This is a genomic window from Thermomonas fusca DSM 15424 (assembly GCF_000423885.1).
GTDB classification, from domain to species: domain Bacteria; phylum Pseudomonadota; class Gammaproteobacteria; order Xanthomonadales; family Xanthomonadaceae; genus Thermomonas; species Thermomonas fusca.
The window spans coordinates 170,317-183,738 of sequence record NZ_AUIV01000005.1 but is presented as its reverse complement, the minus strand read 5'-3'; the positions used below and the strand labels follow the sequence as shown (position 1 = coordinate 183,738).

The 13,422-nt window shown below is 70.0% G+C and carries 13 protein-coding genes and 1 pseudogene; 3 read left to right on the top strand and 11 right to left on the bottom strand.

From position 1 onward, the window contains the following. Nucleotides 1-89: 89 nt before the first annotated feature. From G582_RS0102855 to G582_RS0102840, 4 genes and pseudogenes are all read right to left on the bottom strand, one after another. The gene (locus G582_RS0102855) at nt 90-1,442 is read right to left on the bottom strand and encodes a sensor histidine kinase (protein WP_028838543.1); all 1,353 of its coding nucleotides are present in this window, start codon (nt 1,440-1,442) and stop codon (nt 90-92) included. Continuing rightward, the gene (locus tag G582_RS0102850; protein ID WP_028838542.1) at nt 1,439-2,137 is read right to left on the bottom strand and encodes a response regulator transcription factor; all 699 of its coding nucleotides are present in this window, start codon (nt 2,135-2,137) and stop codon (nt 1,439-1,441) included. Before G582_RS0102850 ends, G582_RS0102855 begins: the two co-directional genes overlap by 4 nt. A 105-nt stretch (nt 2,138-2,242) precedes the next feature. After that, nucleotides 2,243-2,821, bottom strand: a pseudogene (locus tag G582_RS18605) (cytochrome b/b6 domain-containing protein). Between the two features lie 12 nt (nt 2,822-2,833). After that, complete coding sequence (locus tag G582_RS0102840) at nt 2,834-3,118, bottom strand: PepSY domain-containing protein (protein WP_028838541.1); 285 nt, start codon at nt 3,116-3,118, stop codon at nt 2,834-2,836. Between the two features lie 183 nt (nt 3,119-3,301). Between G582_RS0102840 and ubiU the strand changes: the two genes are divergently transcribed. Next, nucleotides 3,302-4,300 (top strand): ubiquinone anaerobic biosynthesis protein UbiU, encoded by a 999-nt coding sequence (gene ubiU, locus G582_RS0102835; protein ID WP_028838540.1) that lies wholly within the window; start codon nt 3,302-3,304, stop codon nt 4,298-4,300. Nucleotides 4,301-4,310: 10 nt separating this feature from the next. Beyond that, nucleotides 4,311-5,186 (top strand): U32 family peptidase, encoded by an 876-nt coding sequence (locus tag G582_RS0102830; protein ID WP_028838539.1) that lies wholly within the window; start codon nt 4,311-4,313, stop codon nt 5,184-5,186. Between the two features lie 51 nt (nt 5,187-5,237). Here G582_RS0102830 and G582_RS0102825 read toward each other — a convergent pair whose 3' ends face one another. The 7 genes from G582_RS0102825 to G582_RS0102795 all read right to left on the bottom strand — a co-directional run bounded on the left by G582_RS0102825 (nt 5,238) and on the right by G582_RS0102795 (nt 11,608). Continuing rightward, nucleotides 5,238-6,683: an L-aspartate oxidase gene (locus G582_RS0102825; RefSeq protein WP_028838538.1), complete on the bottom strand. Its 1,446-nt coding sequence runs from the start codon at nt 6,681-6,683 to the stop codon at nt 5,238-5,240. Then, nucleotides 6,680-7,708 carry a quinolinate synthase NadA gene (nadA, locus tag G582_RS0102820; protein WP_028838537.1) on the bottom strand — a complete coding sequence of 343 codons (1,029 nt, stop codon included), beginning with the start codon at nt 7,706-7,708 and terminating at the stop codon, nt 6,680-6,682. The genes G582_RS0102825 and nadA overlap by 4 nt, the downstream gene beginning before the upstream one ends. A gap of 69 nt (nt 7,709-7,777) precedes the next feature. Continuing rightward, on the bottom strand, nt 7,778-8,629 hold the full coding sequence (gene ubiT / locus G582_RS17060; protein WP_028838536.1) for a ubiquinone anaerobic biosynthesis accessory factor UbiT: 852 nt from the start codon (nt 8,627-8,629) through the stop codon (nt 7,778-7,780). Continuing rightward, the gene (locus G582_RS0102810) at nt 8,622-9,005 is read right to left on the bottom strand and encodes a putative zinc-binding protein (RefSeq protein WP_028838535.1); all 384 of its coding nucleotides are present in this window, start codon (nt 9,003-9,005) and stop codon (nt 8,622-8,624) included. The genes ubiT and G582_RS0102810 overlap by 8 nt, the downstream gene beginning before the upstream one ends. Next, the gene (locus G582_RS0102805) at nt 9,002-10,255 is read right to left on the bottom strand and encodes a hypothetical protein (RefSeq protein ID WP_028838534.1); all 1,254 of its coding nucleotides are present in this window, start codon (nt 10,253-10,255) and stop codon (nt 9,002-9,004) included. Before G582_RS0102805 ends, G582_RS0102810 begins: the two co-directional genes overlap by 4 nt. 10 nt (nt 10,256-10,265) lie before the next feature. Next, a complete protein-coding gene (locus G582_RS15195) occupies nt 10,266-10,484 on the bottom strand; it encodes a DUF2249 domain-containing protein (RefSeq protein WP_246037151.1) in 219 nt (72 codons plus the stop codon). Then, the gene (locus G582_RS0102795) at nt 10,481-11,608 is read right to left on the bottom strand and encodes an alginate export family protein (RefSeq protein ID WP_248642648.1); all 1,128 of its coding nucleotides are present in this window, start codon (nt 11,606-11,608) and stop codon (nt 10,481-10,483) included. The genes G582_RS15195 and G582_RS0102795 overlap by 4 nt, the downstream gene beginning before the upstream one ends. Nucleotides 11,609-11,891: 283 nt before the next feature. Between G582_RS0102795 and nirK the strand changes: the two genes are divergently transcribed. After that, complete coding sequence (gene nirK, locus G582_RS0102790; RefSeq protein ID WP_028838532.1) at nt 11,892-13,418, top strand: copper-containing nitrite reductase; 1,527 nt, start codon at nt 11,892-11,894, stop codon at nt 13,416-13,418. Nucleotides 13,419-13,422: the final 4 nt, after the last annotated feature.

The window sequence follows — 13,422 nt, the reverse complement described above, 5'->3', positions numbered from 1 at the left end:
GCATTGTCAAACCTCCAGTGGTGTTCGGGCGTGTCGCTCTTGCCCATTGCGAAAATGTCATGTCCCCATGGCGCGGGCCATGACCCAAGTCAACGGTGGTGCGCCTGCAGCGGCAGCCGCAGCGTAATGCGCGCGCCGCCCAGCGGCGAACGCTCCGCGGCCAGCGCGCCGCCATGCAACGAGGCGATGGCATGCACGATCGAAAGCCCCAGCCCGCTGCCGCTGCCGGAGCTGCGCAGGAAGCGCTCGCCCAGCCGGCGGGCCTGGTCAGCGGGCATGCCGGGGCCGTTGTCGTCGATGTTCACTTCGGCCATCCCGCCTTCCGCGCGCACGCCGATGTCCACGCACCCCGGTGTGCGGCCGTGGGCGATGGCGTTGTCGATCAGGTTGTGCACGGCGATATCGAGCAGGCCCGCACTGCCCAGCACGACGACATCATCATCCGCGGCAAGCGACAGAGCCACGCCCCGCGGAATCGCGCGCTCGCCCGCTTCGGCCACGGCGGTGCGCACCAGCGCCGCCAGCGGCAGTGCGGCGGCATCGGGCAGCGCTTCCAGCGACTCCACCCGCGCCAGGGTCAGTAATTGGGTGACCAACCGCTCCATGCGCTGCAGGCCCTCACCCGCACGCTGCAGATGCTGCGCGCGGCTCGCGGCATCGGCGGTTTCGCCGGCAAGATCGAGCTCCAGCTGCAATACCGACAACGGATGGCGCAGCTCGTGCGCGGCGTCGGCAGTGAACCGGCGCTCGCGCGCGAGTGCGGTATCCAGCTTGGCGACCAGCGCATCGACCGCCCGGGTCAGCTGGAGCAGCTCGGCGGGAACGTCGGCGCGGGTCAATGTCGGCGTGCGCGCAGGTTGCGCATCGATGGCGCGGGACACCGATCGCAGCGGCGCCAGTCCGCCGCGCAGGCCCAGCCACGTCGCCAGCGGCAGCAACAGCAGCAGCGCCAGCAGCGGCAGCAAGGTGCCGCGCAGCAGCGCCGAAAGCAGCTCCTCGCGATCGTGCAACGGCGCTGCGACCTGGATCCAGTGCCGGCCGGACGCATCCCAGCGCTGGTAGACGCGCCAGGTTTCGCCGGCGTGGGCCATGCTGTGGAAATGTGCCGTTGCCTCGTCGAGCTCGAGCGGCGGCAGGCTGGAGGCGTCGAGCAGTACCCGGCCGCTGCGGTCGCGAACCACGATCTCGGGGCGCGGCCCTTCGTCCTCGTGTTCGGCAACCGCGATCGCTGCCCCATCGCCCCGCGCCGCCAGCGCCGCGTCGGGCACCGAAGCGATCACCGCCAGCACGCTCGCGCCGGTGCGCTCCAGTTCGCGATCGAACATCTCCGCGGTTTCGTGCCGCGCGCCCTGCGCCAGCCACAGCCCTGCGCCAATCCACAACGCGACCACCGGCAGGCCGACGAACCACAGCAGGCGGCGCTGCAGCGAGGGACGCCTCATGGCGGAGCCCCCTCGTCCTCCGCCACCGACGGGGTCGCCGGCGGAAACAACGCATAGCCGACGCCGCGCAACGTGCGCACCCAGCCCGACCCCAGCTTGCGGCGCAGATGGTGCACGTGCACTTCGATGGCATTGCTCGCCACCTCCTCGCCCCAGCCGTACACGGCCTCCTCCCGCTGGGCGCGCGACAGCGCCCGCCCGGGATGCGCGGCCAGCGATTCGAGCAGGGCGTATTCGCGCGGTGACAGTTCCAATGGGCCGCCAGCGAGGCGCGCGCTGCGGTTGGCCGGATCCAGCTCCAGCGCGCCCACGCGCTGCACGGGGGCGGCATCGCCGGTGGAACGCCGCAGCAGCGCGCGCACGCGCGCAGCCAGCTCATCGAGATGCACCGGCTTCACCACGTAATCGTCGGCGCCGCAGTCCAGGCCGAAGACCCGGTCGTCCAGGGCGTCGCGCGCGGTCAGCAGCAGTACCGGGGTGGCATCGCCGCGACGACGCAGGGTGCGCACGACCTCGACGCCGGTCATGCGCGGCAGGTTCCAGTCGAGGATGGCCGCGGCGTAGGGCGTGCCGTCGAAGGCATGCAACGCGTGCAGACCGTCCTCCACCCAGTCCACGGCGTGACCGACGTGACGCAGGCCATCGGCCAGAGCGCGGCCCAGCGCGCGGTCGTCTTCGGCTAGGAGCAGGCGCATGGGCGCACCTTAGGCCGGCCCGGAACGGGCAGCCTTGATCTGGAGCAAACCGCCGGCATGCCTTCGCCCACCGCATCGGGTGGGCGAAGGGCGATCGGCGCGCCCTCAATCAGGCGCATTGTCGAGCGCGCGCTTGCGGCCATGCACCATCGCGGCGATCAGGTTCTCGCGGTAGTGCCAACTCTCTACGATGGCCGCCAGCACGTGCACGCCGACCAGCGCAAGCAGACCGTAGGCCAGGGCTTCGTGCAGTTCCTCCAGCCATTCGACGCCCCAATAGGCATCCAGCGTCTGCATCCAGCCGGTAACGCCCACCGCGGCTACCCAGGCCATCAACAGCAGGATCATCACCGCCGCCGCCGGATTGTGTCCCAGCCTGCGCTGCGAGCGGCCAGCAAGCCGCTACCGCAGATAGGTGGCCACCGACCGCGGCCCGCGCACCCAGTCTCCGAAGCGTGCATGTCGCGAACCCAGCAACCCCCACAGCACCCGGAATCCGATCAGCCCGAGCGCGGTGTAACCCAACCAGCGGTGGGCGGTATCGCCCTCCTCCACAAGGAACGCGCCGAGGATGCACGCCGCCAGCGACCAGTGGAACAGCCGCACCAGCGGATCCCAGACCTTGACCGTCGGAGCCGGCGTCGCCGCCGGCTCATTGCTCGCATGCCGCAGGATGGTGTTCATCACGAATCTCCGTCAGTCGTCGATGCTTTCCTTGACCACCTTGCCGTTGGTGGGGTCGTAGTAGATCTCCACCCGGTTGCCGGCCTTGTCCTTGCCGTAGATCTCGTAGCAGCTGCCAGACACCTTGAATTTGTCGATGACGTAGCCGGCGCTGGTGATCCGGTCCTGCATGGTTTTCTCCGGCAGCCACTTGCTGCGCGGTGCGTCGGTGCATTTGGGACCGGCGATGGCAGCCGGCGCGAACAACGCGGCGGCCACGGTGGCCAGGGTGATGACGCTGAGCAGGGGGGCCTTCATGTCGTCTCTCTCAAGAAGTGGGCGGCTTGCCCACGGACGCATTCCACCGCCGCCGGCTTATGGGCGCCTTAAGGCCGGGCCGGATTCTGGTTTCGTTCAGCGGCGGCCAACCCGATTGACGCAAATCAATGACGCCCCCGGCCCCACGCAAGACCATTCACGCTTCCCCAGTGGGAGCTTCCCATGCAATTGGTGTGTCCCGCCGGCAACCTGCCGGCCCTGCAGGCGGCGGTGGATGCCGGCGCCAACGCGGTCTACGCCGGCTTCCGCGACCAGACCAACGCGCGCGCCTTCCCGGGGTTGAACTTCAGCGACGACGAACTGCGCGCCGGTATCCGCTACGCGCATTCCAGGAACGCCAAGGTCTACCTGGCGCTGAACACCTATCCCGACAGCGCGCGCCTGCGCGACTGGCACGCGGCGGTGGACAAGGCCGCCGGGCTGGGCTGCGATGCCATCATCGCCGCCGAAATGGCGGTGCTGGACTATGCCGCGCGCACCCACCCCAACCTGCCACGCCATCTTTCCGTACAGGGCAGCGCCACCACCGCGCCGGCGCTGCGCTATGCGTTCGAGCGCTTCGGCATTTCCCGCGCGGTGCTGCCGCGGGTGCTGTCGCTGCAGCAGGTGGAGCGGCTGTGCGAGAAGTCGCCGGTGGCGTTGGAAGTCTTCGCCTTCGGCAGCCTGTGCATCATGGTGGAAGGCCGCTGCCAGCTGTCCAGCTACGTCACCGGCGCATCGCCCAACCGCCACGGCGTGTGCTCGCCGGCCAAGTTCGTGCGCTGGGACGAACAGGACGACGGCAGCCGCAGCGTACGCCTCAACGACGTGCTGATCGACGAATTCAAGCCCGAGGAGCCGGCCGGGTATCCCACCGTGTGCAAGGGCCGTTTCGAAGTCGGCAACGAAGTCTTCCACGCGCTGGAAGAACCGACCAGCCTCAACACGATGGAGCTGCTGCCGCGCCTCAAGCAGATCGGCGTGGTCGCGCTGAAGATCGAGGGCCGCCAGCGCGGCGTGGCCTACGTCAGCTCGGTCACCCGCACCTGGCGCAGGGCGATCGACCAGGTCATCGCCGATGAAGCGCACTGGCAACTCAAGCCGGAATGGCAGGCGGAGCTGTCGCGCCACGCCGAAGGCCACCAGACTACGCTGGGCCCGTACCACCGCGCCTGGCACTGAAGGAACCCCGATGAAACTGAGCCTTGGCCCGCTGCAGTATTTCTGGCCGCGCGAGCGCACGCTGGCGTTCTACCGCGAGGCCATCGACTGGCCGGTCGACATCGTCTACCTGGGCGAAACCGTGTGCAGCAAGCGTCGCGAGCTGCGCACCGCCGACTGGCTGACGCTGGCCGAGGAGCTGGCCGCTTCCGGCAAGCAGATCGTGCTGTCGACGCTGGCGCTGATCGAAGCCGAATCCGAACTCAGCGTGCTGGACCGGCAGATTTCCCACGGCGGCTTCTGGATCGAGGCCAACGACCTGTCAGCGGTGCAACTGTGCAAGGAAAAGGGCCGGCCGTTCGTGGCCGGGCCGACGCTGAACGTCTACAACCACCGCGCATTGGCGATGCTGGGCGAAGACGGCCTGCGCCGCTGGGTGCCGGGCGTCGAACAGGGGCGCACGTTGATTGGCGAACTGAAGGACGGCGTGCTGGCCGACGGCGGCAGCATGCCGGAACTGGAAGTGATCGCCTGGGGCCGGCTGCCGCTGTCGTTCTCGGCGCGCTGCTTCACCGCGCGCGCGCTCGACGTCCCGAAGGACCAGTGCGGCTTCCGCTGCATCGACTACCCCGATGGCATGCCGCTGGCCACCCGCGAAGGCCGCCCGTTCCTGCGCATCAACGGCATCTCGGTGCAGGGCGAGGAAATCACCGACCTCGGCCCGGAACTGCCGGAACTGCGCGCACTGGGCGTGGACATCCTGCGCCTGTATCCGCAGGCCGAAGGCATGGAAGCAATCGTGCGTCACTTCGACGCCGCCCGCAGCGCCAGCGAAGCGCCGGTGCGGATCGGCGAGCGCAACGGCTACTGGCACGGCGAGCCGGGCATGCGGATGCCCGCGGCCTGAGCCGCGACGAGTTTCGGGGGGCACAGGGACGTGCCCGCTTTCACGGCGGGATCAGCTTACCGGCGGCGCATCGCTGCGGTAATGCGCGCCCAGACTTGCAGTTCGCCGCAGCGCCTCGCCCAGCATCCGCTGCGCCAGTTCGCCCTGCCAGCCGGATCCGGCCAGCTCCGTGCAGTCCTGCAGCGCCGCCTGCAAGGTCGCGCCGCTGCGCAGCGGCCCCATCGCCTGCATCATCAGCGCACGCAGGTAGTCCAGCTGCGCGGCGTCCAGCGACGGCTTGCGCCGCACCATCCGGAAACTGCCGCGCGGCTGCCCGCCATCGGCCAACGGGCGCAGCAGCGCGCCCAAGCGGCGGCCGAACACCACGCCCTCCAGCAGCGAATTGCTGGCCAACCGGTTGGCACCGTGCACGCCGTTGCAGGCCACTTCGCCCACCGCATGCAGGCCCGGCAGCGAGCTGCGCCCATCGGCGTCCACCGCAATGCCGCCCATGTGGAAATGCGCGGCCGGGGTCACCGGGATCGGCTGCACGCGCGGGTCGATGCCGTGGTCCATGCAGGCCTGGAACACGGTGGGGAAGCGCTGCGGGAACGCGGCGCCGACCTTGTGCGCATCGAGCCACGCGCCACCATCACGGCAGGCCTGCCAGACCCGCCGCGCCACGATGTCGCGCGGGGCCAGGTCGGCCAGCGGATGCACGCCGTCCATCAGCGAAGCGCCATCGGTACCCAGCAGGCGCGCGCCAGCGCCGCGCAATGCTTCGGTCACCAACGGCAGGCTGTGCAGGCCCGGCAGCGCCAGCGCGGTGGGATGGAACTGCACGAACTCGAGATCGCGTGCGGCAGCGCCTGCGGCCAGCGCCAGCGCCAGCCCGTTGCCGTCGGCGTCGGCAGGGTTGCTGGTCTGCGCGAACAGCCCGCCGATGCCGCCGGTTGCCAGCACCACCGCGCGCCCGTGCAGCGCTTCGCGGCCGCCGTCGGCATGGGTGACGCAGACGCCGCAAACCTGCTCATCGCGCAGCACCAGCCCATCGACGTCCACCCCGACACGGCGCTCGATGTGCGTTGCCGCGCGCGCGGCGGCGACCAGCGCCTCCATCACCTTCGCGCCGGTGGCATCGCCGCCTGCATGGACGATGCGCGCGCGGTCGTGGCCGCCTTCGCGACAGAACTGCAGGCGGCCATCAGGTTCGCGATCGAAGGCCACGCCGATGTCCTGCAGCCAGCCCACCGCATCGCCGGCATTGATGGTCAGCAGGTCGACGATGGCCGGATCGTTGTGGAAGCTGCCGGCCACGCAGGTGTCGCGTGCGTGCGTCTGCGGGCTGTCGCCGGGGTCGATGGCTGCCGCGATCCCGCCCTGCGCCAGCGCACTGGCGGCACCGCGGGTGCCGGACGCGCGCGCCAGCAGCAGCACCGGCGCCGGCGCGGCAGCCAGCGCCGCCGACAGCCCGGCGATGCCGCCGCCGACGATGATGATGGGCGCGGGCGCGCTCACACCCGGTCGCGACGCCCCACCGCCAGCATCCGTGCCAGCGCGAGCCGCGCGGCGACGGCCACGTCGTCGGGCACGGTCACCTCGTGCTTGAGGTCGCGCAGGCAGGCGTGGATGTTGGGCAGGGTGATCCGCTTCATGTGCGGGCACAGGTTGCAGGGCTTGATGAACTCCACCTGCGGGAACTGGTTGCGCAGGTTGTCGGCCATCGAGCACTCGGTGATCATCGCCACCCGCGTCGGCTTTTCCTTTTCCAGCCACTTGCCCATGGCGCTGGTGGAGCCGACGAAATCGGCCTCGGCCAGCACTTCCGGCGCGCATTCCGGATGCGCCACGATCTTGGCGTCGAAACGCTCGCGGGTGTGGCGCGCTTCCATCGCGGTGAACTTCTCGTGCACCTCGCACACGCCGTTCCACAGCACCAGCTCGATGCCGGTCTGCTGCGCCACCCACGAACCGAGATAGCGGTCGGGCAGGAAGATCACCTTGTCCACGCCGAACTCGGCGGCGATGGCCTCCACCACCTGCACCGCGTTGGCGGAGGTGCAGCAGGCGTCGGACTCGGCCTTCACCGCTGCGCTGGTGTTGACGTAGCTGACCACCGGCGTGCCCGGATGCTGCGCACGCAGCGCGCGCACGTCGGCGGCGGTGATCGAGGCGGCCAGCGAACAGCCGGCTTCCAGGTCCGGGATCAGCACGGTCTTGTCCGGGGCCAGGATCTTGGCGCTCTCGGCCATGAAGTGGACGCCGCACAACACGATCAGGTCGCTGTCGCAGCCAGCCGCGGCCTGCGCCAGCGCCAGCGAATCGCCGGTGATGTCGGCCACGCCGTGGAAGATTTCCGGCGACTGGTAGCTGTGCGCCATGATCACCGCGCCGCGCTGGCGCTTGAGTTCAAGGATGGCGTCGATCCACGGCAGGTGCAGCGGCACCTCCATGCACGGGATCAGGCGTTCAAGCTTCTCGACCAGCGGCGCGTGGCGCGCTTCGAGTGCGGGATGCCAGGACGGCGCGACGGATGCGTTCATGTGCTCTTCGGATCGGGGACGGGCAACACCCGCGCGACGGCCGCACGGGCGACGGGAACAGGGCGGCGCTCAGGCTTTCGCGCGATAGGCGCCGCGGGCGGCGCGGGCGAAGCGGGCGCCACGGTTGAGGGCGATGCGCAGCCCCAGCGGCACCGTTTCCCACGGCAGCCGGTCCAGCATGTTGCGCGCGGTCAGGCCCAGCTCGACGTCGCCGGTCAGCACCAGCCGGCGCTGGAAGAACAGGGTGTCGGCGTCCTCCAGCCGGCCGGCCAGCAGCAGCAGGTCGGTGGCGGTGCCGCGCACGGTGGCTTCGGCGGGTGCATCCACCACCACCAGCTGCTGGCCCTGCAGTTCCACCACCCAGCGCAGGCCGAGGTCGCTGACCTCGATGCCCAGCCGACGGCCGGCCATGAAGTCGAGGGTGCCATCGGCCATTGGCGCAGCCAGCACCTTCGCCATCGCCCGTTCCAGCAGGCGCTTCTGCGTGGACGGCGGCAGTATCCGCAGCAGCGGCGCGATGCGGCGCGGCGGCGGCACCAGCCGCAGCAGCGGATGCGCCGGGGCCGGCGCGGAATCGGTATGGATGTGCATGATGGTCGCGATCATGCGGCCATCGCCGGGGGCCGCTCCTTGATCCAGATCAGATTGCAGCCCCTGCGCCCGGCAGGCGTCGCCGATCGCCAGCGCCAGCACCCCGCTGGCGGTGGCCGGGGCCACCCCCAGCACGCCGGCCAGCGTTTCCGCACGCTGGTGGACGCGCTGCTCGCGCGCATCGTCGCGGCCCTGCATGCCGGCGCCGGCCTTGAGCCGCCCGGCCAACCGCGCCAGCCGCGCGCGCGCCGCCAGCAGCAGCACCAGCCCGTCGTCCACGCCGTCGATGGCCAGCCGCACTGGCGTCAGTCCCGGAGCCCGTTCACGCATCGTCGTTTCCCTCCGCCAGCGCATGCGCCGCCGGCAATACCTGCTGCAGATAGACCGCGTCGGCCTGCTCGCCATCGAAGTCGGCGTGTTTGCGTTTCTTCACCCCATAGTCGGACAGCACCAGGTGGGTGTCGGCCACGACCCCGGCATTGGCCAGGCAGGCCGACACGCATTTGAGCACGCAGCCATCCAGCGCCAGGATCGGGCGCTTGCTGCGCGCGGTGCGCACCAGCCCGGCCACGCCGCCGCCAACACCGGCGATGCAGGACATCTCCGCCGCGCCGGCACGATCCAACTGCAGCGCCAGATGGTTGGCCATCTGCGCCGCGCTGGAACAGCCCGAACACGAATACACCAGCGGCAACGGTTTGCTCATCCCTGCTCCTTCAATCCGCGGATGAAGCGGGTACGGCGCCAGTCGACCCCGCACAGCGCGAAGAAGCTTGCCGCATGCGCCAGCAGCAGCGCGCTGCCGGCCAACCGCGCCAACGCAGGATGCGCCGTGGCGGCAAGCAGCGCCAGCGCGGACAGCCAGTGCAGCACCAGCACAATGACCTTGTCGCGCGTCGGCAACAGCAGCTGCACGCCAGGCAGGCGCACCCCGCGCCCGCAGTGCCGCTGTAGGTCGATCCAACCGAGGAAGGCAGAAATCTCCAGCTGCATGCCGGTGATCAGCAGCGGCAGCCCGATCGCAAGGGCCAGCACGCCGGCCAGCAGCAGGTTAGCCTCACCGCCAACCAGCAGCGCGCAGGCGGCCGCGGCCAGCGCCGCGAAGCCCGTCATCCAGAAATACGTCAGCGGCGCGCGCCGCAGCTTCGGGGCACGCAACTGCGCCAGCAGACCGCCGAGGGCGACGGCCAGCACCAGCAGCCCCGCGCCCATCCGCAGCGCTGGCGCCGATTCGCCGCACAGCGCCATGATCAGCGCCGCCAGCAGCAGCGCGTACAGCGCCAGTTGCCACCCCGCCTGCAAGCCCGCAGGCACCGCGGCCACGCCCTGGAACATCGGCATCACCACCCGCGCCACCGCCACCAGCAGCGCCAGCACCCAGCCCAGCACGCCCCAGCCGGCGTGCGCATCGGTCAGCGGCAGCAACGGCAAGCGCCATGTGCCGGCAACCGCCAGTGCCAACGAAAACCCGAGCAGCGCCGCCACCAGCCCGCCGGCAAGCGCGCAGCCAATCCCCCAGCGCAGCAGCACCTGCCCTGCAGCACCGGCCAGCCCCGGCAGCACCAGCGCCACCAGCAGGACGAACGCCGCCACCAGCAGCAGGCCGCCCCAGTGCGGCGAAAGCAGGGCGGGCTGGCGCAGCGCCAGCACCAGCAGCAGCGCGCCGGCATTGAGCAGCGCGTGCAGCAGCCATGCCGCGGGCCGCCCGCCGCGCACGCGCGCACCAGCCGCCACCGGCAGGAACTGCAGCAGGCTGCCGAACATCGCATTGCCCAGCACGCCCAGCGCCAATGCGTGCACCAGCGCCAGGGTGGCGCCGCCCCAGCGCGACGCGAATGCCGTGCCGCCATCGACCGCCAGCAGCATGCCGGCCACCACGCCCCACAGCGACGCCGACAGCAGGAACCGCCGCGGCGTCGCCGGCGGCGGCGCCTGCTGCATCGCCAGCTTGGTCATCGCACCGACATCAGGCAGCGGGGCGCAGGATCGCCACCCAGGTGCCGTGATCCACACACGGCTCGGCGCGCCAGTGCAGGCCGCGCGATTCCAGCGCTTCCAGCAGCGGCGCCGGCAGCAGCGGGGTCAACACCTCCAGCGCCTGCCCCGGCTGCAGCGCATCGGCCGCGGCCAGTGCCTGCAGCAGCGGTTCCGGCGCCGGCAGCGCGCGCAGGTCCAATGTTTTCATGGCGCCAGCGCCCGCGTGCCGCGCCATTCCACCTGCAGCCACAGCTTGCGGTTGTCACGCGAAAACCCATCGGCGCGATAGTCGGCCAGCTTGACCAGCCCGCTCAGGCCGCCGGGCAGCGGAAAGCCCAGCGAAGCATTCCACTCGCGGCCGTAGCGCAGGCCGCCGACGTCGGCGCGATAGTCGTGCCAGGCCAGCGCCCAGCCCAGCTTGCCGTCCAGGCGGCCGCTGCCGAACTTGCCGCTGGCGCCCAGATAGCGATCTTCCAGCCCCTTTGCCGGGGTGGTGCCGAACTGGTCGTCCCAACCGTTGAACGCATGCAGGGTGGCCAGCGGCGACTGCACCGCCACCATGCCATTGCTGCCCAGCCGCTCCCAGCCGGCGCGCAGGGTGGTCTTGCCGCGGCTCCAGCTGGGTTCCAGCAGCCAGTAATCGAGGCCGAAATCGGCCGGGTTGCGCGCATGGTCGGTCTGCCGGGCGTACTCCGCGGTCCAGCCCAAGCCCTGCCCGCCGTTGCCGGCGGCGCCGCTCCAGCGCAAGCCATAGGTAGCGGTGGAAGCAGCGGCCACATCGCGGTCGTCGTGCAGATAGGCATAACCGACCAGCTGCTGCGCGCCGCGCTTCCACGCAAGGTTGAGCAGATGGCTGTCGAGGTCGCGCTCGCGCGCCAGCCGGTTGATCGCCTTGTCGCCGGCGACCCGGTGTACGCGGTCCAGCCAGTAGTACTGCAGCGCCAGGTCGGCGCGCGGCTTCCACTGCGCACCCAGCGCATCGAAGCTCTGCTCGTTCTGCCGCCAGCCGACCGCGCCCACCCAGCGCTGGTTGTCCAGCGCGATGCGCTGCCGGCCGACGGTGATACCGCCCTGCGCGCCCCGCCAGCTGACCCAGGCCTGGTTGAGTTCGGCGCCGGTCGGGTCCAGCACGGCCGGGTACGCCGCCTTGCCGTTTGCGCCGCTGTTGTAGCTGCCGGCGCCGGCCACGCCCTCGCCCTCCAGCAGCACGGTCCAGCCGGCCGCGGGGGCCAGCCTCAAACCGGTGCGCAGGCGCGCAGTGCTGGCGTTGGCATCGCGGCTGAAACCTGCGTCCCCCACCTGCTCGTGGCGCAGGCGCAAATCCCACTCCAACGCCGCTTTCGGAGGCTCCGACGCATGCAGCGGGAAGCCCGCTGTCAGCGCAATGACAAGAATGCAAATCACTCGTGTATGGTTCGTCATGCGGGTGCCGGGAAAGGGTGCATGGCGCAAGGTTCTGCGCTTCACACGGGCCGCATGTTGATGCAGGTCAAGAGGTGGCGTGACCGCCCGCCAGCCGCCCGGCGGTTTTGATTTGGATCAACATTAGAAACCCCGCCGACGAACGATGCTTGCCGCCAACAACGACACATCACTCCAGAAAGGTAAACACACGATGAAACCCGCAGTCCGGTATGCCACCCTGGCCTTGGCCGTCGCGGCCACCCTGGGCCTGTCAGCCTGCCGCATCGAGCAGCCGAACCCGGCCCCGAACGGCGCCGTCCACCAGGACGAAACCGGCGGTTCCGCCAAGGGCGACTTCGGTCCGCCGGTAGGCGAGCCGATCCAGGCCGTGCTGACCTCGCCACCGCTGGTGCCGCCGGCAACCGGCCGCAGCGCGCCCGCCAAGGTGATCGTCTCGCTCGACGTGGTCGAGAAGGACATGGAGATCTCCGAAGGCGTGAGCTACACGTTCTGGACTTTCGGCGGCACCGTCCCCGGCAGCTTCATCCGCGTGCGCCAGGGCGACACGGTGGAATTCCACCTGCGCAACATGCCGGACAGCAAGATGCCGCACAACATCGACCTGCACGGCGTCACCGGCCCCGGCGGCGGCGCCGCGGCCAGCTTCACCGCGCCCGGCCACGTCAGCCGCTTCAGCTTCAAGGCGCTCAATGCCGGCCTGTACGTCTACCACTGCGCCACCGCGCCAGTCGGCATGCACATCGCCAACGGCATGTACGGCCTGATCCTGGTCGAGCCGCCGGAAGGCCTGCCGAAGGTCGACCGCGAGTACTACGTGATGCAGGGCGACTTCTACACCACCGGCAAGTACCGCGAGAAGGGCCACCAGGGCTTCAACATGGAGAAGGCCATCGACGAGAACCCGACCTACGTGCTGTTCAACGGCATGGAAGGCTCGATGACCGGCGACAAGGCGCTCAAGGCCAAGACCGGCGAGAAGGTGCGCCTGTACGTCGGCAACGGCGGCCCCAACCTGGTGTCCAGCTTCCACGTCATCGGCGAGATCTTCGACAAGGTCTGGTACGAAGGCGGCACCCGCTTCCAGGAGAACGTGCAGACCACGCTGATCCCGGCCGGCGGTGCGGCGATGATGGAGTTCCACATGGAAGTGCCGGGCAGCTACGTGCTGGTCGACCACAGCATCTTCCGTGCCTTCAACAAGGGCGCGCTGGCGATCCTCCAGGCCGAAGGCAAGGAGCGCAAGGACATCTACTCGGGCAAGGAAGTGGACGCGGTCTACCTGGGTGACCAGGTCGCCGGCACCAGCCGCGCCCCGGTATCGGTGGCCGCTGCCTCCGCCAAGGCCGGCACCCTGACCAAGGAAGAGCAGATCGCGGCCGGCAAGGTGGTGTTCGCCGGCACCTGCTCCACCTGCCACGGCGCCGATGGCAAGGGCATGGAAGGCGTGTTCCCGCCGCTGGCCGGTTCGGACTACATCAAGGCCAATCCTAAGCGCCTGCCGGAGATCATCCTGCATGGCATGGTCGGCCCGGTGAAGGTCAACGGCAAGGACTACAACTCCAACATGCCGCCGATGAGCCAGCTGACCGACGACGAGGTGGCCAACATCTCCACCTACGTGCTGAACAGCTGGGGCAACCCGGGTGGTCAGGTCAGCAAGGCCGACGCCGCCGCTGCCCGCGCCGCCAAGCCCGCCAACGCCTCGGAAGGCCACTGACGCC

Bases quoted from the DNA above. Each gene is read 5' to 3' on its own strand.
- nirK (WP_028838532.1), top strand. From the start codon at position 11,892: ATGAAACCCGCAGTCCGGTATGCCACCCTGGCCTTGGCCGTCGCGGCC.
- nadA (WP_028838537.1), bottom strand. From the start codon at position 7,708: ATGAACGCATCCGTCGCGCCGTCCTGGCATCCCGCACTCGAAGCGCGC.
- G582_RS0102805 (WP_028838534.1), bottom strand. From the start codon at position 10,255: ATGACCAAGCTGGCGATGCAGCAGGCGCCGCCGCCGGCGACGCCGCGG.
- ubiU (WP_028838540.1), top strand. From the start codon at position 3,302: ATGCAATTGGTGTGTCCCGCCGGCAACCTGCCGGCCCTGCAGGCGGCG.
- G582_RS0102850 (WP_028838542.1), bottom strand. From the start codon at position 2,137: ATGCGCCTGCTCCTAGCCGAAGACGACCGCGCGCTGGGCCGCGCTCTG.
- G582_RS0102840 (WP_028838541.1), bottom strand. From the start codon at position 3,118: ATGAAGGCCCCCCTGCTCAGCGTCATCACCCTGGCCACCGTGGCCGCC.
- G582_RS0102810 (WP_028838535.1), bottom strand. From the start codon at position 9,005: ATGAGCAAACCGTTGCCGCTGGTGTATTCGTGTTCGGGCTGTTCCAGC.
- G582_RS15195 (WP_246037151.1), bottom strand. From the start codon at position 10,484: ATGAAAACATTGGACCTGCGCGCGCTGCCGGCGCCGGAACCGCTGCTG.
- ubiT (WP_028838536.1), bottom strand. From the start codon at position 8,629: ATGCGTGAACGGGCTCCGGGACTGACGCCAGTGCGGCTGGCCATCGAC.
- G582_RS0102830 (WP_028838539.1), top strand. From the start codon at position 4,311: ATGAAACTGAGCCTTGGCCCGCTGCAGTATTTCTGGCCGCGCGAGCGC.
- G582_RS0102855 (WP_028838543.1), bottom strand. From the start codon at position 1,442: ATGAGGCGTCCCTCGCTGCAGCGCCGCCTGCTGTGGTTCGTCGGCCTG.